This window comes from Allokutzneria sp. A3M-2-11 16, from assembly GCF_024213555.1.
Classification (GTDB): Bacteria; Actinomycetota; Actinomycetes; order Mycobacteriales; family Pseudonocardiaceae; genus Allokutzneria.
Genome location: NZ_JANAVO010000001.1, coordinates 486196 through 508287, shown reverse-complemented (window position 1 = coordinate 508287; position 22092 = coordinate 486196). Strand labels below are relative to the sequence as shown.

Annotated in this window: 21 protein-coding genes; 14 read left to right on the top strand and 7 right to left on the bottom strand. The window is 70.4% G+C overall.

What is annotated here, in order from left to right; all coding sequences use genetic code 11:
* Positions 1-21: 21 nt before the first annotated feature.
* Positions 22-864, bottom strand: a complete 843-nt coding sequence (locus tag NLX83_RS02570) for a DegV family protein (RefSeq protein WP_254233243.1) — start codon at positions 862-864, stop codon at positions 22-24.
* A gap of 71 nt (positions 865-935) precedes the next feature.
* Here NLX83_RS02570 and NLX83_RS02565 point away from each other — a divergent pair, with 71 nt between their 5' ends.
* From NLX83_RS02565 to mnmA, 7 genes are all read left to right on the top strand, one after another.
* Positions 936-1325, top strand: a complete 390-nt coding sequence (locus NLX83_RS02565) for a VOC family protein (RefSeq protein ID WP_254233242.1) — start codon at positions 936-938, stop codon at positions 1323-1325.
* Between the two features lie 159 nt (positions 1326-1484).
* Complete coding sequence (locus NLX83_RS02560) at positions 1485-2267, top strand: electron transfer flavoprotein subunit beta/FixA family protein (RefSeq protein WP_254233241.1); 783 nt, start codon at positions 1485-1487, stop codon at positions 2265-2267.
* A gap of 17 nt (positions 2268-2284) precedes the next feature.
* Positions 2285-3238, top strand: coding sequence for an electron transfer flavoprotein subunit alpha/FixB family protein (locus NLX83_RS02555; protein WP_254233240.1), 954 nt, complete (start codon positions 2285-2287; stop codon positions 3236-3238).
* A 123-nt stretch (positions 3239-3361) separates the two neighbouring features.
* Complete coding sequence (locus NLX83_RS02550; protein ID WP_254233239.1) at positions 3362-4099, top strand: GNAT family N-acetyltransferase; 738 nt, start codon at positions 3362-3364, stop codon at positions 4097-4099.
* Between the two features lie 136 nt (positions 4100-4235).
* Entirely contained in the window at positions 4236-5618 is a 1383-nt protein-coding gene (locus NLX83_RS02545) for an MFS transporter (RefSeq protein ID WP_254233238.1), read from the top strand.
* A 24-nt stretch (positions 5619-5642) separates the two neighbouring features.
* Positions 5643-6839 (top strand): cysteine desulfurase family protein, encoded by a 1197-nt coding sequence (locus NLX83_RS02540; protein ID WP_254233237.1) that lies wholly within the window; start codon positions 5643-5645, stop codon positions 6837-6839.
* Positions 6840-6843: 4 nt separating this feature from the next.
* Positions 6844-7944: a tRNA 2-thiouridine(34) synthase MnmA gene (gene mnmA, locus NLX83_RS02535; RefSeq protein WP_254233236.1), complete on the top strand. Its 1101-nt coding sequence runs from the start codon at positions 6844-6846 to the stop codon at positions 7942-7944.
* A 76-nt stretch (positions 7945-8020) separates the two neighbouring features.
* Here the strand turns inward: mnmA and NLX83_RS02530 are convergent, their stop codons facing one another.
* On the bottom strand, positions 8021-8899 hold the full coding sequence (locus NLX83_RS02530) for a threonine/serine dehydratase (RefSeq protein WP_254233235.1): 879 nt from the start codon (positions 8897-8899) through the stop codon (positions 8021-8023).
* 69 nt (positions 8900-8968) lie between these two features.
* Between NLX83_RS02530 and NLX83_RS02525 the strand changes: the two genes are divergently transcribed.
* Positions 8969-9889, top strand: a complete 921-nt coding sequence (locus tag NLX83_RS02525) for a LysR substrate-binding domain-containing protein (protein WP_254233234.1) — start codon at positions 8969-8971, stop codon at positions 9887-9889.
* On the opposite strand, the gene NLX83_RS02520 is transcribed toward NLX83_RS02525, so the two are convergent.
* A complete protein-coding gene (locus tag NLX83_RS02520; RefSeq protein ID WP_254233233.1) occupies positions 9873-10190 on the bottom strand; it encodes an ArsR/SmtB family transcription factor in 318 nt (105 codons plus the stop codon). The two genes, NLX83_RS02525 and NLX83_RS02520, sit on opposite strands and share 17 nt — an antisense overlap.
* A 110-nt stretch (positions 10191-10300) precedes the next feature.
* Entirely contained in the window at positions 10301-11233 is a 933-nt protein-coding gene (locus NLX83_RS02515; RefSeq protein WP_254233232.1) for a chitinase, read from the bottom strand.
* 131 nt (positions 11234-11364) lie between these two features.
* Here NLX83_RS02515 and NLX83_RS02510 point away from each other — a divergent pair, with 131 nt between their 5' ends.
* Positions 11365-12378 (top strand): methionine synthase, encoded by a 1014-nt coding sequence (locus tag NLX83_RS02510; RefSeq protein ID WP_254233231.1) that lies wholly within the window; start codon positions 11365-11367, stop codon positions 12376-12378.
* On the opposite strand, the gene NLX83_RS02505 is transcribed toward NLX83_RS02510, so the two are convergent.
* Entirely contained in the window at positions 12344-12832 is a 489-nt protein-coding gene (locus tag NLX83_RS02505) for an SRPBCC family protein (protein ID WP_254233230.1), read from the bottom strand. The genes NLX83_RS02510 and NLX83_RS02505 overlap by 35 nt on opposite strands.
* Positions 12833-13316: 484 nt before the next feature.
* Complete coding sequence (locus tag NLX83_RS02500; protein ID WP_254233229.1) at positions 13317-13832, bottom strand: dihydrofolate reductase family protein; 516 nt, start codon at positions 13830-13832, stop codon at positions 13317-13319.
* A 134-nt stretch (positions 13833-13966) separates the two neighbouring features.
* Here NLX83_RS02500 and NLX83_RS02495 point away from each other — a divergent pair, with 134 nt between their 5' ends.
* Positions 13967-15223: an MFS transporter gene (locus NLX83_RS02495; RefSeq protein WP_254233228.1), complete on the top strand. Its 1257-nt coding sequence runs from the start codon at positions 13967-13969 to the stop codon at positions 15221-15223.
* Positions 15224-15262: 39 nt separating this feature from the next.
* Positions 15263-17116, top strand: coding sequence for a glycoside hydrolase family 9 protein (locus NLX83_RS02490; RefSeq protein WP_254233227.1), 1854 nt, complete (start codon positions 15263-15265; stop codon positions 17114-17116).
* 18 nt (positions 17117-17134) lie between these two features.
* Here NLX83_RS02490 and NLX83_RS02485 read toward each other — a convergent pair whose 3' ends face one another.
* Positions 17135-18103, bottom strand: coding sequence for a YeiH family protein (locus NLX83_RS02485; protein ID WP_254233226.1), 969 nt, complete (start codon positions 18101-18103; stop codon positions 17135-17137).
* Positions 18104-18173: 70 nt separating this feature from the next.
* Here NLX83_RS02485 and NLX83_RS02480 point away from each other — a divergent pair, with 70 nt between their 5' ends.
* The 3 genes from NLX83_RS02480 to ligA are packed head-to-tail and all read left to right on the top strand — an operon-like array spanning position 18174 to position 21912.
* Positions 18174-19061: a LysR family transcriptional regulator gene (locus NLX83_RS02480; RefSeq protein ID WP_254233225.1), complete on the top strand. Its 888-nt coding sequence runs from the start codon at positions 18174-18176 to the stop codon at positions 19059-19061.
* 29 nt (positions 19062-19090) lie between these two features.
* On the top strand, positions 19091-19756 hold the full coding sequence (locus NLX83_RS02475) for a hypothetical protein (RefSeq protein WP_254233224.1): 666 nt from the start codon (positions 19091-19093) through the stop codon (positions 19754-19756).
* Positions 19757-19791: 35 nt separating this feature from the next.
* Positions 19792-21912, top strand: a complete 2121-nt coding sequence (ligA, locus tag NLX83_RS02470) for an NAD-dependent DNA ligase LigA (RefSeq protein WP_254233223.1) — start codon at positions 19792-19794, stop codon at positions 21910-21912.
* The last annotated feature ends 180 nt before the right edge of the window (positions 21913-22092 follow it).

Here is a 22092-nt window from a genome sequence, read left to right as displayed (position 1 = left end):
GTCGCTGGTTCCTGTGCGTGCTCAACAAGGGGAGATGCTGACGCCCAGTGCTCCAGGTCCGGCGTGGGCCCCGATGATCGCGCTTGTCTCCGCGAGCAGGAACTCGTGTCCTAGAGGGATCTCCACGCGTAGGCGTTCGATCAGTTCCTCTGCACGCTCGCGCGACGCGAAGTGTTCGACCGCCACGTCCACTGGGCGCCCGAGCGTGCGCGCAGCGGCTACAGCTGCAAGGCGGGAGATCGCGCGCTCGGTGCCGCGCACCTTCTCCAGCGGCTCGATGCGCCCTTCGTTCAACGCCAGCAGTGGCTTGATCGACAGCGCCGAGCCGATGAGGGCCTGTGCGGCGCCGATCCGGCCACCACGGCGCAGGTACTCCAGCGTGTCCACGTAGATGAGCGAGCTGGCGCCGCTGATCCGGTGGTTGACGATGTCGAGCACCTCGCGCGGGCCCGCGCCCGCCATCGCCGCCTCCGCTGCCGCGATCGCCGCGAAGCCCACGGCCATCCCGCAGGCCCGCGAGTCGATGATGTGCACCGGTACTCGCGTGTGACCGGCCGCCTCGCGCGCGGTGGCGCAGGTCTGAGACAGCTCGGTGGAGAGGTGGATCGACACCACCGCTTCCACTCCGGCCGCCGCGGCGTTCTGGTAGGTCCAGAAGAACGCCGCGGACGGCGGCGGGGAGGTCGTGACCTGCTCCCGCGCGCGCATCGCGGAGACCAGCTCCGTCGTGGGCACGCGCGCCTCGTCGGTGGCGGTGTCGCCGAGCCGGAGCTGGAGTTGCACCACTGTGATGCCCAGGCGCCGCGCCAGCTCCGGGGGAAGCGAAGCGGTGGAGTCGGTCACCACGGCCACTCGCCGATTCATGAACGTGAGGCTAACTCCGATTTGGGCCAAAATGCGCGGCGAGTGTCCGAACGCCGTGCTACGCATCACGCATGAGCGATGAACTGGTTCGGATCAGGCACATCACGGTCGACTGTGCCGACCCGTACGGGCTGGCCAGCTTCTGGAGCGAGGCGACCGGGTGGCCGATCAGCGCGGAGGACGAGCCGGGCGACGACGAGGTGCTGCTGGAGCCGACCGGGTCCCCGGGGCTGCTGTTCATCCGCGTCCCGGAGCCGAAGGCGGGGAAGAACCGGGTGCACCTGGACCTGCAGCCACAGGCGCGGTCCCGGGACGAGCAGGTGGAGTGGCTGCTCGGGATCGGCGCGACGATCTTCGACGACCAGCGGCGGCCGGACGGCAGGGGCTGGGTGACCATGGCCGACCCCGAGGGCAACGAGTTCTGCGTCGAGCGCGGCGCGGCCGAGCGCGCTCCGGGGTGAGAACCGTCACGGGGGGACGGTGTCGCCCGGACATTACCGACGGGTAACCTAGGTCGTAAGCAAGGCCACAAGTGCCGTGGGTATGACGGCATGGCAAGGTCAGCAGCAATTCCCGTCAGACGCGCCCGCCGCGAGTTGTCAGGAGGTCGAAGGGGACCTATGAACATCGTCGTCCTGGTCAAGCAGGTGCCCGACACCTGGTCCGAGCGCAAGCTCACCGACGGAGACCACACCCTGGACCGCGAGGCCGCTGACGCGATCCTCGACGAGATCAACGAGCGCGCGCTCACCGAGGCCCTGCGGCTCAAGCAGGAGCTCGGCGGCGAGATCACCGCCGTCTGCATGGGCCCGGAGCGCTCCACCGACGCGATCCGCAAGGCGCTGTCGATGGAGGCCGACAAGGCCGTGCACCTCTCCGACGAGGCGCTGCGCGGGTCCTGCGCGGTGCAGACCGCCAAGGCGCTGGCCAAGGTGATCGGCACCCTCGACTCCGTCGACCTGGTCATCGCGGGGAACGAGGCCACCGACGGCCGCACCGGCGCGATCCCGGCCATGCTCGCCGAGCTGCTCGGCCTGGCGCAGCTCACCCACGCCAGCAAGGTCACCGTCGAGGGCGGCACCGTCACCATCGAGCGCGAGACCGACGAGGGCAAGGCCACCGTGCAGGCCGCCCTGCCCGCCGTGGTCAGCGTGACCGAGAAGATCTGCGAGCCGAAGTACCCGTCCTTCAAGGGCATCATGGCCGCGAAGAAGAAGCCGATCGCCAAGCTGACGCTGGCCGACGCGGGCATCGACGCGAGCGAGGTCGGCATCGCCAGCGCCCGCTCCAAGGTGCTGGAGGCCGCCCCGAAGCCGCCGCGTTCCGGTGGGCAGCGGGTCACCGACGAGGGTGACGGCGGCGTGAAGATCGCCGAGTACCTGATCACCCAGAAGCTCGTCTGATCGGAATCGAGGAGAACATGTCCGAGGTACTCGTTCTCGTCGACCACGTCGACGGCGAGATCAAGAAGGTCAGCTTCGAGCTGCTCGCGGCCGCCCGCCGCATCGGTGAGCCGTCTGCCGTCGTGGTCGGCGCGCCCGGCACCGCGGCGAAGCTGAAGGAGTCACTGGCCCAGCACGGCGCCGCCAAGGTCTACGTGGCCGAGTCCGACTCCGCCGCCGACGAGCTGGTCACCCCCAAGGTGGGCGTGCTCGCGTCGCTGGTCGCCTCCGCCTCGCCCGCGGCCGTGCTGGTCTCGGCGACGCTGGAGGGCAAGGAGGTCGCCGGTCGGCTGGCCGTGCGGATCGACTCCGGTCTGCTCACCGACGCCGTGGACGTGGCGGCGGACGGCACCGTCACGCAGTCCATCTTCGGTGGCGCGTTCACGGTGAGGTCGCAGTCCACCACCGGTGTCCCGGTGATCAGCGTGCGCCCCGGCGCCATCGAGGCCGAGCCCGCCGAGGGTGCGGCGGCCGAGGAGACCGTCGAGGTCCCCTCCACCAGCGCCCCGGCCAAGATCGTCAGCCGCGAGCCGGTCGTCGGTGGCGACCGCCCCGAGCTGGCTGAGGCGTCGGTCGTCGTCTCGGGTGGCCGTGGCGTCGGCAGCGCGGAGAGCTTCGAGGTCGTGGAGAAGCTCGCCGACGCGCTCGGCGGTGCCGTTGGCGCCTCGCGCGCCGCGGTCGACTCCGGCTACTACCCGCACCAGTTCCAGGTCGGGCAGACCGGTAAGACCGTCTCGCCGCAGCTGTACATCGCGCTGGGCATCTCCGGCGCGATCCAGCACCGGGCGGGCATGCAGACCTCGAAGACCATCGTCGCGGTCAACAAGGACTCCGAGGCGCCGATCTTCGAGATCTCCGACTTCGGCGTCGTGGGTGACCTCTTCAAGGTGGCGCCGCAGCTGACCGAGGAAGTCCAGAAGCGCAAGGGCTGATCCGTAGTCATTTCGTGGGGAGTTCCGGTCCGCCGGGGCTCCCCACGAGTCGTTCACCAACCCGTCATCCCGGGTCCGTGTGGCCGTATCCGTGGGTCCGGACGCGGTCGGTACACCCTGCGTATGGCGCAGCCCAGCGTGCTGCTCAGCACGCAAGAACACAGGTCCACGTACTCGCTTCTGGTGGCCAGGGACGGTGACGACGTGGTGGCCGCGCAGCGGTTGCGGCACCAGGTCTTCGCCGGCGAGATGGGCGCTGATCTGCCCGGCCCGTTGGATGTCGACCCCTTCGACGAGATCTGCGACCACCTCCTCGTCCGCGACGACAGCAGCGGGGAGATCGTTGGGACCTACCGCGTCCTGCCCGCCGGGCGGTCTGCGCGCTGCTACTCCGAGACCGAGTTCGACCTCGGTGCGCTCGCCCCGCTGCGGGCGTCTCTCGCGGAGACCGGCAGGTCCTGCGTGCACCCCGACCACCGCTCCGGCGCGGTGATCGGTCTGGTGTGGGCGGGTCTCGCGCGCTACATGCTGCTTACAGGGCACGAATGGCTCGCCGGGTGCGCTTCTGTGCCGCTTGCGGACGGTGGCGCCTCAGCGGCCGCTGTGTGGGATCGCGTGCGCAGCAAGCACTACGCGCCCGAGGAGTACCGCGTGCGTCCGTGGAACCCATGGGAGGCTGACGCGCTCATGCGGTCTCGTAGGGCGGAGATGCCGCCGTTGTTGCGCGCGTACCTGCGGATCGGCGCGTGGGTGTGCGGTCCGCCCGCGCACGATCCGGAGTTCGGAGTGGCGGACTTCTATGTGCTGTTGTCCATGCGGCGGATCGATCAGCGCTACACCAGGTTCTTCCTGGGCGGCTGATCGTGGGGTTGGGTGCGGTTTGAGACGGTTTTCGGGTGGGTTGGGTGTACTTGAAGACCGAGGAACCCCCGGCTGGGGCGGAAGGCTGGAAAAAGGACTGGACCTCCAGTGAGGTGGAGGGTGCAGGCTGTGCCCCGTGCCCTCATCCACCACCCCCGCCGCCGAGAGCGGAAGTGCCCTCTGGGCCCCTGATCGCCGTGTCCCGACCCTCGCCCTGATCCTGCTCGTCACGCTCGCCGCCTTCGAGGCGATGAGCGTCGGCACGGCCCTGCCGACGCTCGTCGCGGAGCTGGGCGGTCAGGACCTCTACTCGTGGCCGTTCACCTCGTTCCTCGCCGCCAGCGTGATCGGCACCGTGCTCTCCGGCCGCGTCTGCGACCGCCTCGGGCCGGTGCCGTCGCTGATCGTGGGGCCGGGGCTGTTCTTCGCCGGTCTCCTGGTCGCCGGGGTCGCGGACAACATGTGGGTGCTGCTGCTCGGCCGGGTGCTCCAGGGCGGCGGGGCCGGGGCGCAGATCGTCGCGCTGTACGTGATGGTCGCGCTCGTCTACCCCGAGCGCGACCGGCCCGCGGCCTTCGGCGCGCTGTCGGCGGCGTGGGTGGTGCCGTCGCTGGTCGGCCCCGGGCTGGCCGGGCTGGCGACCGAACTGCTCTCGTGGCGGCTGGTGTTCCTCGGGTTGGCGCCGTTGGTGTTCATCGGCTGGCTGTTGCTGATCCCGGTGGTCAAGACGCTTCGGGCGCGTCCCGACACGGTCCCCGAGCAGACCGATCAGCCGCGCAAAGGATTGCCTTTCGCCGCGGTGTGCGCCGCTGTCGGCCTCTCCGCGCTGACCTGGGCGGCCGAGCACCCGCAGGTGTCCTCGCTGGCGCTGGGCATCGGCGGGCTGGTGCTGCTCGCGCCGTCGCTGCGCAGGCTGTTGCCGCCCGGGACTCTGCTCGGCAAGCCGGGGCTGCCCGTCGTCGTGCTCTCGCGCGGCCTGCTGTCCGGCTCGTTCTTCGCCGTGCAGGCGTACATCCCGCTGGTGCTCGCCAACGTGCACGGCTTCTCACCGACCCTCGCGGGCGTTCCACTGACCGTCGGTTCGCTCGGCTGGTCCGCCGCGGCGGCGTGGCAGGCGAGGCAGCGCGGTGTGCAGAGCGAGGTGATGATCCGCCGTGGCTTCCTGCTCCTCTCGGTGGCGCTGGCCGGGGCAGCGCTGATCGCTCCTGCGTGGGGGCCCGCATGGCTGATCTACCCGCTGTGGGCGGTCGCCGGGTTTGGCATGGGGACGGCGATGCCCAACATCGCGGTGCGCGTGCTGGCGCTGTCCACGCCGAACGACCGCGGTTTCAACGGCGCTGCGGCGCAGGTCTCCGACATGTTCGGCTCGGCGGCGCTGATCGGGCTGGGCGGGGTGCTCGTCGGCGCGCTCGCCTCGGCCGGGCAGCCGACCGCGGCCGTGATCCCGCTGGACCTGGTGATGGCCGGGTTCGCACTGCTCGGAGCGGTGCTGATCAGCCGCAACGTCCAGAAGGTCTGACCCCCGGTCTACCCTGGTCGGGACATGACTTACCTGGATCATGCTTACTTGGATCACGCCGCGACCACGCCGATGCTGCCCGAGGCCGTGGCGGCGATGACCGAGGCGTTGCCCGTGGTGGGCAACGCCTCGTCGCTGCACGCCTCGGGCCGTCGAGCGCGCCGCGTGGTCGAGGAGGCCCGCGAGTCCCTGGCGTCCGCGCTCGGCGCGCACCCGTCCGAGGTGATCTTCACCGGAGGCGGCACCGAGGGCGACAACCTGGCGGTGAAGGGCATCTTCTGGGCTCGCCGCGCCGCTGATCCGCGCCGCGTGCGCGTGCTGGTCTCGGCGGTGGAGCACCACGCCGTGCTGGACAGCGCGGACTGGCTCGGCGAGCACCAGGGCGCGGTGGTCGAGACGATCCCGGTGGACTCGTTCGGCCGCGTCCGGCCCGAGGCGCTGGCCGAGCTGATCGATCGCGACCCGGAGTCCGTGGCGCTGGCCAGCGTGATGTGGGCGAACAACGAGGTCGGCACGGTCAACCCGATCTGTGAGCTGGCCGAGGTGGCGCACGCGCGCGGCGTCCCGCTGCACACCGACGCGGTGCAGGCGATCGGGATGGTGCCGGTGGACTTCGCCGCGTGCGGGGCGAACGCGTTGACGCTGACCGGGCACAAGCTCGGCGGTCCAGTCGGGTTCGGCGCGCTGCTGCTGCGACGGGACACCGCGTGCACGCCCGTGCAGCACGGCGGCGGTCAGGAGCGCGAAGTCCGCTCCGGGACGCTCGGTCCGGCGGGGATCGTCGGGCTGGCGGCGGCGGTGCGGCACGTCGTCGCGGCGCAGCCGGAGGAGTCGGTCCGGCTCGACGAGCTGCGGTCGGAGCTGGTGCGCGGTGTGCTGGCGGCGGTGCCGGACGCGGTGCTCAACGGCGATCCGGCCGACACGCTGCCGGGGACCGCGCACTTCACGTTCCCGGGCTGCGAGGGCGACAGCCTGCTGATGTTGTTGGACTCCAAGGGAATCGAGTGCTCGACCGGCTCGGCGTGCACGGCGGGCGTCGCGCAGCCGAGCCACGTGCTGCTGGCCATGGGGGCGTGCCGGGAGGCCGCGCGGGGATCGCTGCGGTTCTCGCTCGGGCATACCTCGACCACCGCCGACGTTGCCACCGTGGTGGCGGCCATCGGTCCGGTGGTGGAGCAGCTGCGGGGCGCGGGAGCGCGCAGGATCGGTGTGAGGGCGTGAACTGATGCGAGTACTGGCGGCGATGAGCGGCGGGGTGGACTCCGCGGTCGCGGCGGCGCGGGCGGTGGCCGAGGGCCACGACGTGACCGGCGTGCACCTGGCGCTGTCGGCGAAGCCGGGCACGCTGCGCACGGGCTCGCGCGGCTGCTGCACGATCGAGGACTCGCACGACGCGCGCCGCGCCGCCGACGTGCTCGGCATCCCGTTCTACATCTGGGACCTGGCGGAGCGGTTCACCGAGGACGTGGTCGAGGACTTCGTCGCGGAGTACTCGGCGGGCCGCACCCCGAACCCGTGCATGCGCTGCAACGAGAAGATCAAGTTCGCCGCGCTGCTGGACAAGGCGATCGCGCTCGGCTTCGACGCGGTGTGCACCGGCCACTACGCACGTCTGTCCACTGTGGATGGAGCGCCGGAGCTGCGGCGCAGCGCGGACGGGGACAAGGACCAGTCCTACGTGCTGGCCACGCTGACCGAGGAGCAGTTGCGGCACTCCATGTTCCCGCTGGGCGGCTCCACCAAGCCCGCGGTCCGCGAGGAGGCCGCCGCGCGCGGGCTGTCGGTGGCGGAGAAGCCGGACAGCCACGACATCTGCTTCATCCCCGACGGTGACACCCGGGGGTTCCTGCGCTCGAAGATCGGGGAGCGGCCCGGCCAGCTCGTCGACGACGCCACCGGCGCGGTGCTCGGCGAGCACGCGGGCGTGCACGGCTTCACCATCGGCCAGCGGCACGGGCTCGGCATCGACACTCCGGCGCCGGACGGCCGCCCGCGCTACGTGCTGGCCTTGGAGCCGGTGTCGGGCACGGTCCGCGTTGGCTCGGGGGAGCGCCTGGAGGTCACGTCGATCACCGGCTCGCGCGCGTCATGGCCTTCCGGCCGTCCATTGGCGGAGCCGACCGAATGCGTCGTGCAGGTCCGCGCCCACGGCGGCCTCGCCCCCGCGCTGGCCGAGGTCGTCGACGACTCCCTGCTGATCCACCTCCGCGAGCCCCTTCGCGGCGTGGCCCCAGGCCAAACCGCCGTCCTCTACTCTCCCTCCCCGTCCGGCGACCTCGTCCTCGGCGCCGCCACCATCACCGCCACCGCCCGCACTCCGCTCTAGAGATCTCCCGTTTCGTACTCATAGCGGGATTTGGGAGCGCTCTCTTCCCGGCTAAGAGTACGAAACGGAAGAACGGCTAGGTGGGGGACCAATCGGTGTTGGCTCCACAGAGGACTATGCACGGGAGTGCGCCGGGGACGCGGTCGGCCAGCCATGCGGCGAAGGGGACCGCGGCGGCGGGTTCTACGGCTAGGCGCGTTTCCTCCCAGAGGCGGTCGCGGGCGGCGAGGATTTCCGTATCGCTCACGAGGAGCGAGACCACGCGGGAGTGCAGCGCGGAGTAGGCCAGAGCGCCCACGCGGACGGCGCCGAGTGCTGACGCGGCTACGGAGTCCACAGTGGAATCGACGGGGTGGCCCGCGGCGAGCGCGGCGTTGAGGCAGCAGCAATTCTCCGGCTCCACGGCCACCACGGTGCGGTCGCCGATGGACGACGCGATGCCGGTGACCAAGCCGCCTCCGCCCACCGCGACGGCGACGGAGTCCACGTCGGGGGCGTCCTCGATGATCTCCTCGCCGACGGTGCTCTGGCCCGCGATCACGTCGGGGTCGTCGTAGGCGTGGATGAAGCGCACTCCGGGCTTCTCGCCCTCTTCGAGCGCGGCGGCCAGGGCGGCCGCGTAGCCACCGCTGTGCTTGATCACCTCGGCGCCGAGTGAGCGGACGCGGCGGAGTTTCGCCTCAGGCGCGGTGTCCGGGACGTGCACCCGCGCGGGGATGCCGAGGTGTTGTGCCGCAGTGGCAACGCCCATGCCGTGGTTGCCGCCGGACGCGGTGACGGCGAGGTCCGGGCGATCGCCGGAGAGCAGCGCGTTGGTCGCGCCGCGCAGCTTGAAGGAGCCGGTGAGTTGCAGGTGCTCCAGCTTCAGCACGAGCGGGCGCCCGTCGATCGTCAAGCGCAGCAACGGGGTGCGCCTGATGTAGAGGGCGATGCGCGCGGCAGCGGTGGAGACCATGGCTCCAGCTTGCGTCCGCGACCGCCCTCTCGGAAAGTTAAGTCTCCTGAGCGGAGTTAAGGAGCGCTAATGGTCGACGCGGCACGGCTGAGGGTGCTCGTGGAGGTCGCCCACGCCGGGTCGATCGCCGCCGCGGCAACACGAATGGCCTTCACTCCGTCCGCGCTGTCGCAACAGCTCAGCAAGCTCGAACGCGAACTGGGTGCCCGGCTGCTCGACCGCGGTCCCGGCGGCGTGAAGCTCACCGCGGCCGGTCGTGTCCTTGTGGAGCACGGGGAACGCGTCCTCGGGGAGCTGCGCGCGGCGGACGAGGCGGTGCGCGCGTTGCTCGGCGAGGAGCCGGAGCGGCTCTCGATCGGCGCGTTCCCGACCGCCGGGCAGTTGCTGGTGCCGCGGGCGCTGGGGGAGTTCCGGAGCAGGCATCCCGGTGTGCAGCTGTCGCTGGTCGACCTGGAACCGCCCGCGGGGTACGGACTCGTGGCCTCGCGCGAGCTGGACCTGCTGATCACGCATCGCTATCCGGGCGTGGCACTGCCGAAAGCCGATGGGCTGCAACGGTTGCGGCTCCTGGACGATCCGCTGCTGCTTGCCGTGCCCGCCGCGCACGCGCTCGCGGAGGCCGAGCGCGTGGCGTTCGCCGACCTCGCCGGGCAGGAGTGGATCTGCGGTGGTCCGGGGATCGCCGACCTGATCACGCTGGAGCGGTTGGCGCGGCGGACGGGCATCGACGTGAAGGTCGCCTTCGAGACGCACAACTACGAGGTCACCCTGGCCCTGTTGCGGGCGGGGCTGGGCATGGCGCTGCTGCCCGCGAGCGTGTTCGCGCGCGCGGACACCACACGCGTGGTGGCCAGGGAACTCGCCGACGTGCGCCCGGCGCGGAGGGTCTACGTGGTGCTCCGGCGGAGGCCGTCCGCCCTGGTCAGTGAGGTCGTGGAGCTGCTGCGAACGGTTTCGGAGTCCGTTCGCTGGCCTAGCGGTCGGCGTTGACCCGGCCGAGGGCCTCGGCGAGCAGGCGGTGGATGTGCTGGTTGTGGGCGGAGTAGTAGACGAACGTGCCCTCGCGCCTGCCGCGGACCAGCCGGGCGAGGCGGAGCTTGGCCAGGTGCTGGCTCACCGCGGTCGGGGTCGCCCCGACGAGGTCCGCGAGCCCGGCCACGGAGGACTCGCCCTGGTACAGCGCCCAGAGGATCTTGATTCTGGTCGGGTCCGCCAGGAGGCGGAACGCCTCGGTGGCCAACCGGACGTCGTGGTCGGCTGGGATGAGGAAGTCCGGATCGCCGGTCTGCACCGCAGCAGCTTAGCTATGTGCGTACCTGCATGCATTCGCAGGAAGTTGGCTGGAAAGGTGGTCGAGGGCCGCCCCCGCCACGGGGCGCGTCACGAGGGCGGCCCCCAGTCTCAGAACGCCTTGAAGATGTTCGTGAACTCCCACTGCGACTGGGCGATCCCGCTGCACGTCGGCGAGACCCCGCCGCCCGCGCAGGAGCCGTTGTCCCGGCCGATCGACCAGAAGCCGATGAAGCCGATGTTGTTCGACTTGGCCCAGTTCAGCAGTTTTCGCGCGTGTGCCTGAGTGGTCGTCATGCCGGTGTCGTTGCGGCCGATCATCGGTGTCACGCCGAGCTTGGCGCGCAGCTCCGCGTCGGACTTGTTCGGCCACACCGTCTTCATCTGCCGCAGCACCGCCTGCGCCGCCGAGATCATCGCGTCGCCCCAGTCGCCGGTGTAGCCGAAGTTCATCAGCATCGGGTTGACCAGGACGTCGACGTTGTGCCGCGCCGCGCTTTGCAGGATCTGCAAGGAGAACGGGTCAACGCCGTAGTCCTGGCCCTGCACGCGCAGCGTGTAGCCGACCGAGGTTCCGCGCTCGCGCTGGATCGTGGCGAGCGCCTGGTTGACCGTGTCGGCCGGGATGGCGGCCTCCACGTCGACGTCGATGTGCGTGGCGCCGGTGGCGTCGAGGATCTTGCGGTAGGCGCCCGCCAACGCGGAAGCGCTGCCGCACACGTGTTCCAGGTACGGGCCGAGCGCGCCGCCGGTCGCGATGACGACGTTGCCGCCCATCGCCTTCAGCTCGCGGATCTGGTTGATGACGCGGGGTTCGGTGAGGTCGATGGTGCCGCCCCACTTCGGGTCGCAGCCCGCGTGGCTGCCGAGCGCGAAGGCGAGCGTGAAGTGCTTGACGCCGGTCGCCCGCGCCACTTCCGGCAGCGTCGGGCGCTCCATCGTGATGTCGATGTACGGGGCGTACCGGATCTGAGCTGCCTGTGCGGAGGCCGGTTGGACGACGCCGACCATCGCGATGATCACGGCGAGCAGGGTTCTGACCACGACAACGCCTTCCCAACGGGTGCTGGCGGCGGCCGGGCCCCTTGACCGTAAGTGGCCTGGACCACTTCGTCAATAGGTCTAGACCACAACCTCGGCGTCGGCCGGAAGTGCCGGGGTGATAGGCAAAGGGGGTGACACAACCGCTCCTGCCAGCCGCAACCGCGACCGGAATCGGCTCCATGCCCGGCCTCGACCCGTTCGAGGCCGCCCGCGTCGTCGCCGGTGAGCTGCCCGTGCTGCCGCACCTGCCGGAGCTGCCCGCGCGGGGCGTCGGCGCGGACCTGATCGGGCGCAGCGCCGGGCTGCTGGTGGACCTGGCGGTGGAGGTGGTGCCGTCCGGCTACCGCGTCACCGCGAGGCCCGGCCGCGACCACCGCCGCTGCGTCGACCAGCTGCGCGGCGACATGGACGCGATGGACGAGGTCCTCGACGGCGTCCGGCCCGAGTTTTTCAAGGTCCAGGCGGCGGGTCCGTGGACGCTGGCGTCGATGATCGAGTTGCAGCGCGGGCACCGGGTGCTGACCGACCACGGCGCGCTGCGCGAGTTCGGCGAGTCGCTGGCGGAGGGCCTGGCCCGGCACGTCGCCGAGATCGCCGCGCGCACCGGGGCCAAGGTGATCGTCCAGCTCGACGAGCCGATGCTGCCCGCCGTGCTCGCGGGATCGCTGCCGACGCCTTCGGGCTACGGCAACGTGGCGAAGGTGCACGCGCCCGAAGCGGAAGCCTTGCTGCGCGGTGTGATCACGTCACTGGACGTCCCCGTCGTGGTGCACTGCTGCGCGAACCGGCCGCCGGTGACGTTGCTGCGACGGGCCGGTGCGAGTGCGATCGCGCTCGATTTGGCTCCGTTGAGCGGAAAAAGCATGCTGGACGAGCTCGGCGAAGCCTGGCAGGAGGGCGTCCCGCTGTGGCTCGGCGTGGTGCCGGGCGTGGACCCCGGGAAGCCGGTGTCGCTGCGCGAGGCCGCCCAGCCCGCGTTCACGCTCGCCGACCAGCTCGGGTTCGACCGCGCGAACCTGGCGGAGCTCGCCGTGCCGACTCCCGCGTGCGGCCTGGCCGGGGCGACGCCGCAGTGGGCGCGGCGCGCGCTGACGCTGGTCAACGACGTGGCTAAGGCTTTCGTTGAGCCGCCTGAGCGTTGGTGACCAGGTAGGACGCCAGATTCGCCAGCGAGGAAGCGATTCCTTCCTCGTGCGCGGCCTGGTCGATCCCGGGTGGCACGCCCGTGGCGGTGACGGTCACCTCGGTTCCGCCATCGGCGGCGGCGAGGTGCCAGGTCATCGTCATGGTGCCCGCGTACGCAGGATCGTCGGCCTCGAACACGGCCGTCTGCACTACGCGCTCGGGCGGCACCAGCTCCGCGAACCCGACTTCGACGACGTCCGTCGCATCCGAGGTCTTACCCGGGTTGCCGACGGGGTCGAGGTAGCTGAGAACCATCCGGAAACCGCCACCGGGCCGGGGATCCCACCGCTCGATCCGCCCGCGCATGCCCTCCGGCGGCAGCCACGCCTCAAGGGCGTCGCGGTCGAGAAGGGCGGCGTAGACGGTCTGCGGTGACGTCGGGATGACCCGGCCCGCGCGGTCGATCCTGCTCATCGCCCGAGCGTAGGACCTCTCACAAGTCATTCGAGCGCCTGTGCACCACGTAAACTGTGCGCATGCATCCCGCCCGCCCCCACACCCAACCTGCGGCGGACGCAACCTAGAGAACCCCGTTTCGTACTCATAACGGGGTTAGGCAGCGCCCTGGAGCCCGCTATGAGTACGAAACGGGAAAAGCGGGGCGAGCCGAGGATGAGGTGGGGTGGGCGTGGAGTGTTGCAGGACAAGGGCAAAGCCGTGTCCTGCAAGTGGTGACCAGCAACCGTGACGCCTCCCTGCTCGCCGCCCCCAACATCAGCGCAGCCCAAAATCCCGTTTCGTACTCAAAGCGGGTTTTTGGAGCGCTCTTTTTCCCGTTATGAGTACGAAACGGGGTTCTCTAGACGGCGCGCGCGGGGGATGGGGTGTGCGGGCGCGTGGGGTGCATGGGTTCAGTTTACTTGGTGTGCGGAGTGCTTGAGGGCTTGCAGGACAGGGGCTAGGTCCGCACGCGGTAGCGGATGTGCGTGGCTTCTGGCGTGTTGACGACTCGCACGATGTCCAGCTCGATGCGCGACGGCAGCACGTCGAACAGTCGGCGCCCGCGGCCGAACAGCACTGGGATCTGGTGGATGTGCACCTCGTCCAGCACTCCCGCCGCCAAGGCGCGCTGTTCCGTGTCCGCTCCGATCACGTGCACGTGGCGGTCTCCCGCAGCGGCCTTCGCCTGGGCCATCGCGCTGGCGATCCCGTCGTGCACGTAGGTCACCAGCGGGTAGTTCGCCACGTGCGGGGCGGGCGGCCGTGTGCTGGGCACGAAGATCCGAATGCCGCTGCCGTGGTGGTCACCGCCCCAGTGGTCGACCTGCTCGACGGTCCGCCGTCCTGCCAGGACCGCGCCCATCGCGTTCATCTCGCCGAGCACCTCTTCAGGCGCGCCCGGGCCGAAGGCCCACTCGTGCAGTCGGATGAAGCCGTCGAGCGACACCGACATGTCGAGCACTGACACAGCCATCTCAACCTCCTTGGTCTACCCACGCGTCGAACGGGGCCGAGCCGGATTCGACACCGGGTTGAGGGTTTTCCGCGGATTCTCGCCCCGGAGCGAGGAGAAGTTTCCGGGGCGACTTCAACGACAGGCTTGAAGACATGCGTTTCAAGACGACAACCCTGCTGGTGGTGAGCGCCGCCCAGCTGCTCGTGGTCCTCGACGGGACGATCGCGAACATCGCGTTGCCCTCCGCTCAGTCGGCGCTCGGAATGTCCGATGTGGACAGACACTGGGCGATCACCGCGTACGCCTTGGCGTTCGGCGGGCTCCTGCTCATCGGCGGGAGGATCAGTGGCGCGCTCGGGCACCGCCGCGCGTTCGCCATCGGGCTGATCGGCTTCGCGGCGGCGTCGGCGTTCGGCGGAGCCGCGGGAAGCCCCGGCATGCTGATCGCGGCGCGCGGCGTGCAGGGCGTGTTCGCGGCACTGCTCGCTCCGGCCGGATTGTCCTTGCTCACCAACACGTTCACCGAGGCGCAGGAGCGGGGCCGGGCGTTCGGCGTGTTCGCCGCGGTCGGTGCGGCTGGCTCGGCGATCGGGCTGATCGCGGGCGGTTTGCTCACCGAGTACACCGACTGGCGCTGGTGCCTCTACATCAACGTTCCCGTTGCCCTGCTTGCTGTTCTGGGTACCGCGTTCGTCCCGAAGATCCAGGGCGAACCGGCTCGGCTCGACATCGCGGGCGCGTTGCTCAGCGCCGTGGGCTTCGCCGCCGTGGTGTACGGCCTCAGCCAGGCCGATGTCGGAGTCCTGGCAGCCGGTGTCGTGCTGTTGGCCGCTTTCATCGCCGTCGAAACCCGTGTGCGGCAACCGTTGCTGCCGATGCGCGTGCTGCTGGACCGGGTGCGCGGCGGGGCCTTTCTCGCGATCACGCTGATGTTCTTCGCGATGTTCGGCTTCTACCTGTTCATGAGCTACTACACGCAGACCGTTCTCGGGTACTCGCCCGTCCTCGCGGGGCTGACGCTGATCATCAACGCCGTGGCGGCCCTGCTCGGGGCGGTGCTCGCCGGGCGGCTGCGCAGGCCGGTGGTGATCGGGCTGTTCCTCGCGGCGGTGGGGATGCTCGTGCCGGGCATGGTGTTCGCGCTCGTGCTCACCGGGCTCGGCCTCGGGCTCGTCATGCCGCCGACCGCGAGCCTGGCCACCGCGGGCCTGCGCGGGCACGACATCGGCGCCGCGTCGGCCGCCTACAACGCGGCCCAGCAACTCGGCGCCGCGCTCGGCACCGCCTTGCTCAACACCGCCGCGCCCGCGGTCGGCGGCGGAGTCCTCCTGGTTGCGGCTGTGTTGCTGTGCATTGACGGGACCAGGGTGGCGAGGGGAGGATTAGCGATTAATAGGGAACATTCTTAACTATTGGGCTCCCGCCGCCAGCCCCGGAACGGAGGGTCTGTGCGTCGTGCCCGTGTCTTGGCGGTTTCCACCATCACCGCGCTCGCCGTCACCGTCAGCCCGGCGGCGGCCGCCCCGGCGGACGGTCACGTCCGGGTCGACGGGATCGGTTACGCCGTCGGCGAGAACAAGACCGCCTACTACCTCTCCGGCTCCGCCCGCACCGCCTCCTTCGAAGTGATCAACCAGTACGGCTCGTCCGTGCTGAGGGGGCGTGCGGGCGCGAGCCTTGGCGGGTGGAACCAGCGCTTCACCTCGGTGCGGCCGCTGGACCTGTCCGCGCTCGACAAGCCGGGCCGCTACCGCGTGCGGATCGCCGGAGCCACCTCGCCGGAGTTCGCCATCGGCTCGGCGGAGGACGTGTTCCGGCCGTGGATCGACAAGACCGTCCAGTTCTTCCAGACGCAGCGCGACGGCGCGGACGTCGTTCCCGGCAGCTTCGACCGCAAGCCCTCGCACCTCGCCGACCGGCACGCCACGGTCTACGAGACGCCGGAGTTCGACGACCAGAACCGGCCGACCACCGTGCTCAAACCCGTTGGCGGGCCGGTGGACGTCGAAGGCGGCTGGTTCGACGCGGGCGACTTCCTCAAGTTCACCCACGCCACCTCGTACTCCCTGGCCAGCCTCCAGTACCTCCAGCGCGACCTGAGGAAGCCGCACGCCGCGCTGAACGCGGAGATCAACCACGGGCTGAAGTGGCTCGACAAGGCTTGGGACGCCACGAAGAAGACCCTCTACATCCAGGTCGGGATCGGGCCGGGCAACGCCGACCTCGGCTTCAAGGGCGACCACGACGTGTGGCGGCTGCCCCAGGACGACGACGCGCTCAACGTCAAGCCCGGCGACGAGAAGTACTACGTCAAGCACCGCCCGGTGTTCCGCATCAGCGCCCCGGTCAGCCCGAACCTCGCGGGGCGCGTCGCCGCCTCCTTCGCGCTCGGGGCGCAGCACAACGCGCGCCAGAACCCCACGCTGGCAAAGAGATACCTCGACGAAGGCGCCTCGATCCTCGCCAACGCGCAGACTGAGAACGTCGACCCTGACAAGCTCGTGACCGCGCTCCCCAGGGCCTTCTACCCGGAGAACTCCTGGATGGACGACATGGAGCTGGGAGCGGCGGAACTGGCTGCCGCCGGGCGCGCGCTGAAGGACCCGCGTGCGGGGGAGTGGGCGCGTGCCGCGACGACGTGGGCGAAGCGCTACATCGCCAGCGGTGAGACCGACACGCTCAACCTGTACAACACGAGCGCGCTGGCTCACGCGTCCCTGGTTCGCTTGCTGCGCAACGGCTCTGTGGCCGGAGCCGAGGTCACCGAGCGCGATCTGACCGGTCACCTGAAGAAGCAGCTCCAGTCCGGTGTGGACAATGCGGCGAAGAGCCCGTTCCGTACGGCGGCCAGCGTCACCAGCTTCGACGCTGCCCCGCGCAGCTTCGGGTTCGCGTCCACCGCGCAGCTCTACCGATCGCTCACCGGTGACCGCGCGTTCGACGCGTTCGGCACGCAGCAGCGCGGTTTCGCGCTTGGCAGCAACGCGTGGGGCGTATCCCTCGTCGTCGGCGCGGGTGACTTCTCGCGATGCGTCCACCACCAGGTCGCCAACCTCCAGGGCGACCTCAACGGCGGGAAGAAGGTGTTGGTGGGAGCCGTGATCAACGGTCCGAACAAGGCCGGGCTGCTCGGCGATCTCGGTGAGTTCGGCGACATGCGGCCGTGCCAGCGGGACATGAAGGCATTCGACGGCTCCGGTTCGGAGTTCCTCGACGACACCAGGTCCTGGGCCACCTCCGAGACCGCGATCGACTTCACGTCGACCGCGATGCTCACCTTCGGCCTGACCTCGATGCGCTAGCGGCAGCCGGGGTGCGGCTCACCCGACGAGTCGCACTCCAGCGTAAGCCACCACGGCCACCAGCACTGTGGAACCCAGGCCCAGCAACAACGCCTTCGGCCCGGTCTTGGCCAGCGACCGCAGCTGCACACCCGTGCCGAGCCCGAAAAGCGCGCCCGCCAACAACAATCCGGTGATGTCCTTCGTCGTGGGCACCCACGCCTCGGGGAACACCGACGTGCTGCGCAGTGCGACCATCGCGAGGAAACCCAGTACGAACAAGGGGATCAGCGGCGGGCGCTTGCCCTCGACCACCGGACGCCTGCGCCGCTCCACGATGCTCAGCCCGGCCGCGAGCGGGGCGAGCAGCACCACGCGGCTCAGCTTCACCACGACCGCCGCGGCGACGGCGGCAGCACCCGCGGGGGAGGCCGCGGCGACGACCTGGGCGACCTCGTGCACGCTCGCGCCCGCCCACATGCCCAGCTCGACACCGTTCGCGAGCAGCGGCAACACCAACATCGAGACGCTGCCGAACAGCGTGACCAGGCCGATCGCCGTCGCGACCTCCGACTCCTCGCGCTCGACGATGCCTTCGACGGCGGCGACCGCGGACGCGCCGCAGATCGAGAAACCCGTGCTCACCATCAACGTCAGCCCGCGTGGCAACCCGAGAATCCGGCCGAGCAGCACCGTTCCGAAGAACGTCACCACCACGGTCACCAGCACCACGAGCAGCATCCCGCCGCCGAGTTGGAGCACCTGCGCCACCGACAGCTGCACCCCGAGCAGAACGACACCCGCGCGCAGGAAACGCCGTGTCGCCCACTTCAGGCCCGCCTTCGCCGACTCCGGCAACACCGGGAGGTTGCCAACCACGACACCGAGGACCACCGCGCCGGTCAGCGGGCTCACCGCCGGGAGCAGCCGGTTGACCGCGAGGGCGAAGGTCACCGCGAGGGTGATGGCGGCCAGACCGGGGAGGTTGGTGCGGACAGCAACGGGCACCGTGTCACCCTGCCGCCTCCCCCGAACCTTCGGTACCCCCGAGATCAGCAACAGGTCATACCCTTGGGCTATGAGTCAGCCCCCGGACGTCGAGTCACTCAGGCTGCTCGTCCTGGTGGGCGAGCTGGGCAGCCTGGGCCGCGCCGCCCGCGCGCTGGACATCAGCCAGCCCTCGGCCAGCAAGCGGATGTCCACACTGGAGCGGCGGCTGCGGCTGGAGCTGGTCGAGCGCGGTCCTGGCGGGTCCAGCCTGACCACGGCGGGCCGGGTGGTCAGCGACTGGGCGCGGCGCGTGCTCGACGAGCTGGACGTGCTGCTCACCGGGGCCGAGGCGCTGCGCGGCGAACGGGACGCGGAGCTGCGCGTGGCCGCGAGCATGACCGTCGCCGAACACCTCGCGCCCGGCTGGATCGCGGAGTTGCGCCGCAACGCTGACGGCCTCTACGTCGGTCTTCAAGTCACCAACTCCGGCACCGTCGCCGACCTGGTCCGCAGGTCGGAGGTGGCGCTCGGGTTCATCGAGTCGCCGAGCGTGCCGCCCGGCCTGAACTCCCGCCGCGTCGCCGCAGACCGCCTCGCGGTGGTCGTCGCACCGCACCACCCCTGGTCGCGCCGCAGGCGTCCGCTGACCGCCGCGGAACTGGCAGCCACCCCGCTCGTCGTGCGCGAACTCGGCTCCGGCACCCGCGACACGTTGGAGCGCGCGGTCGGGGCCGTGCAACCGCTGCTCGAACTCGGTTCGACCACGGCCGTGCGCAGCGCGGTGATGAACGGGGCCGGGCCCGCCGTGCTGAGCGTGCTCGCCGTGCAGGCCGACCTCGCCGACGGGCGACTGGTCGAGGTCCCGGTGGACGGGCTCGACCTACGCCGTTCGCTGCGCGCGGTGTGGCCGTCCGGGCGCAAGCTGGGCGGTCACGCGGCGACGTTGCTCGCGGTAGCGGTCAGGTCCTCGCAGTGAGATGACGAAACCACCCTCGGCAGGGCAACATGATCGGCGACAAGAATGGGGTGCATGTGAAGTTCCTGCGTCGCCGGGCAGAGGAACCCGATCACGCCGCCCGCGCCGCCGCCTTCTGGCAGCGGTGGGAGGAGCTGCTGCCCGTGCTCAGCTCCGCGCTCGGCGAGCGTGAGCCGCGCAAGGTCGAGCCGCTGCTCTGCGACACCGTCGCCGCGCTCCATCCCGACCTGCACTTCACCATCGAGCGCGGCCACGAGTCCGTGTACGCGCTGGTGGTCAGCGCCCAGGGCGATCCGGCGCTGCGGCCCTACACCGACGCGTGGCTGGCCGCCGCGCCCGAGCCGAGCGCGCTGTGGGAGTACCACGACGCCGTGCCCGCGGTGCCCGACCCGACGCAGGTGACGGTGAACCTCGGGGCGCACCGGCTGGCGCTGGGCCAGGTCCGGGTCTCCGCGCGGGTGGATGAGGCCGCGGGCGTCGTGGACGTGGAGGTCTACCACCCCCGGCTGGCCGAGCTGGACGACGCCGCCAAGGCCGCGATGACCTTCCTGCCGCTGGACGCCACCCTCGGCGAACGCCTCGCCGCGGACCGGCTCGGGCGGGTGGAGACGGCCGAGACCGAACCGGATGACTCGATCGGGTTACTGGAGTTCCGCGCCCTCGTGCGCGAGCTGGACCGACTCGCCGGAGGCTGAGCGCCGCTGTCGGTGCTTCTGGTTACCCTGCACGTGTGACCAGCGCCGATGACCTTCCCAACGAGGTTCGCGAGCGGCATGCCGTGCTCGCGGAGGAGATCTCCGAACACCAGTTCCGGTACTACTTCAAGACACCGACGATCTCCGACGGCGAGTTCGACGCGCTGTTCCAGGAGCTCCAGGCGATCGAGGCCGAACACCCCTCGCTGGTCACCCCCGACTCGCCGACCCAACGCGTCGGAACCGAGTTCGTCACCGAGTTCAACGCGGTCGACCACCTGGAGCGGATGCTCAGCCTGGACAACGCGTTCAGCCACGACGACATGCGCGCGTGGGTGGAGCGGGTGGAGAAGGAGGTCGGCAAGGACGCGCACTACCTGTGCGAGCTCAAGATCGACGGCCTCGCGGTCAACCTGCTCTACGAGAAGGGCCGCCTGACCAGGGGGCTGACCAGGGGTGACGGCCGCACCGGCGAGGACGTGACGCTCAACCTGCGCACGCTGCGCGACGTTCCGGAAAGGCTCACCGGAACCGACGAGTTCCCGGTGCCGGACCTGGTCGAGGTGCGCGGCGAGGTGTTCTTCACCCTGGAGGACTTCGAGGCGCTCAACGCGGGCCAGGTCGCCGCGGAGAAGCCGCCCTTCGCCAACCCCCGAAACGCCGCGGCGGGTTCGTTGCGGCAGAAGGACCCCAGGGTCACCGGGAGCAGGGCGCTGCGGATGATCTCGCACGGGCTCGGCAAGCGCGGCGGCTTCGAGCCCGCGCGGCAGTCGGAGTCCTACGCGGCGCTCAAGGCGTGGGGCCTGCCGGTGTCGAGGCACACCACGGTTCTGTCCACTGTGGACGAGATCGTGAAGCACATCGACCACTGGGGCGAGCACCGGCACGACGCCGAGCACGAGATCGACGGCGTGGTGATCAAGGTCGACGAGGTGCCGCTCCAGCGCAGGCTCGGCAGCACCTCGCGCGCGCCGCGGTGGGCGATCGCCTACAAGTACCCGCCGGAGGAGGCCACCACCGAGCTGATCGACATCCGGGTCAACGTGGGCCGCACCGGCCGGGTCACCCCGTACGCGGTGATGGAGCCGGTCAAGGTCGCCGGGTCCACCGTCGCGATGGCCACGCTGCACAACGCCGATGAGGTCCGCCGCAAGGGCGTGCTCATCGGCGACCGCGTGGTGATCCGCAAGGCGGGCGACGTGATCCCGGAGGTGCTCGGCCCGGTCGTGGACGCCCGCGACGGCTCCGAGCGCGAGTTCGTGATGCCGACGCACTGCCCGGAATGCGCGACGGAGCTGGCCCACCAGAAGGAGGGCGACGTCGACATCCGTTGCCCCAACCAGCGAAGCTGCCCCGCGCAGCTGCGCGAACGGCTGTTCCACCTCGCGGGCCGCGGCGCCTTCGACATCGAGGTGCTGGGCTACAAGGCGGCGACCGCGCTGCTGGAGTCCGGGGTGATCACCGACGAGGGCGACGTCTTCGACCTCGACGCCGACAAGCTGCTCCAGGTCGACCTGTTCCGCACGGACAAGGGCGTGCTGTCCAAGAACGGCGAGAACCTGCTGGAGAACCTGGAAGCAGTCAAGGACCGTCCACTGTGGAAGGTCATCGTGGCGCTGTCCATCCGGCACGTCGGCCCCACCGCCGCGCAGGCACTGGCCCGCGAGTTCGGTGCGCTCGCCGAGATCGCCGACGCCGACGAGGAGAAGCTGGCCGCCGTGGACGGCGTCGGCCCGCGCATCGCGAAGTCCGCTTACGAGTGGTTCCAGGTGGACTGGCACCGCGAACTCGTGGACAAGTGGCGCGCGGCGGGCGTGCGCATGGAGGACGAGCGCGACGAGTCCGTGCCCAGGACCCTCGAAGGCATGTCGATCGTGGTCACCGGCACGATGACCGGTTTCTCCCGCGACGAGGCCAAGGAAGCGATCATGGCCCGCGGTGGCCGAGCCGCGAGTGCCGTCTCCAAGAAGACGTCCTTCGTGGTCGTAGGCGACAACCCCGGCTCCAAACACCAGAAAGCCCTGGACCTCAAGGTCCCCGTCCTGGACGAGCCCGGCTTCCGCGTCCTGCTCTCCGACGGCCCGGAAGCCGCAACCGACATCGCCCAGTTCAGCGACCCCGCCACCCCCGCTGAGGCCGACGCCCCCACCTCCTGACCCAGCGCGGTGTGCCGGTCTTCAAGTACAGCGAACCCCCGCCCCAGCTGTCCGTAACCGCCTCATACCCGCCGGTCCTACCCGGGTATGAGGCGGTTTTCGGTGATCATCGGCGAGGTCGGTGGTACTTGAAGACCGCCCAACCGCGGTGACCCCAACCGCGGTGATGGGGTGCGGCCA

Coding starts and splice junctions, on each gene's coding strand:
- NLX83_RS02570 (WP_254233243.1), bottom strand. CDS start 864: ATGAATCGGCGAGTGGCCGTGGTGACCGACTCCACCGCTTCGCTTCCC.
- NLX83_RS02565 (WP_254233242.1), top strand. CDS start 936: ATGAGCGATGAACTGGTTCGGATCAGGCACATCACGGTCGACTGTGCC.
- NLX83_RS02560 (WP_254233241.1), top strand. CDS start 1,485: ATGAACATCGTCGTCCTGGTCAAGCAGGTGCCCGACACCTGGTCCGAG.
- NLX83_RS02555 (WP_254233240.1), top strand. CDS start 2,285: ATGTCCGAGGTACTCGTTCTCGTCGACCACGTCGACGGCGAGATCAAG.
- NLX83_RS02550 (WP_254233239.1), top strand. CDS start 3,362: ATGGCGCAGCCCAGCGTGCTGCTCAGCACGCAAGAACACAGGTCCACG.
- NLX83_RS02540 (WP_254233237.1), top strand. CDS start 5,643: ATGACTTACCTGGATCATGCTTACTTGGATCACGCCGCGACCACGCCG.
- mnmA (WP_254233236.1), top strand. CDS start 6,844: ATGCGAGTACTGGCGGCGATGAGCGGCGGGGTGGACTCCGCGGTCGCG.
- NLX83_RS02530 (WP_254233235.1), bottom strand. CDS start 8,899: ATGGTCTCCACCGCTGCCGCGCGCATCGCCCTCTACATCAGGCGCACC.
- NLX83_RS02525 (WP_254233234.1), top strand. CDS start 8,969: ATGGTCGACGCGGCACGGCTGAGGGTGCTCGTGGAGGTCGCCCACGCC.
- NLX83_RS02505 (WP_254233230.1), bottom strand. CDS start 12,832: ATGAGCAGGATCGACCGCGCGGGCCGGGTCATCCCGACGTCACCGCAG.
- NLX83_RS02500 (WP_254233229.1), bottom strand. CDS start 13,832: ATGGCTGTGTCAGTGCTCGACATGTCGGTGTCGCTCGACGGCTTCATC.
- NLX83_RS02495 (WP_254233228.1), top strand. CDS start 13,967: ATGCGTTTCAAGACGACAACCCTGCTGGTGGTGAGCGCCGCCCAGCTG.
- NLX83_RS02480 (WP_254233225.1), top strand. CDS start 18,174: ATGAGTCAGCCCCCGGACGTCGAGTCACTCAGGCTGCTCGTCCTGGTG.
- NLX83_RS02475 (WP_254233224.1), top strand. CDS start 19,091: ATGATCGGCGACAAGAATGGGGTGCATGTGAAGTTCCTGCGTCGCCGG.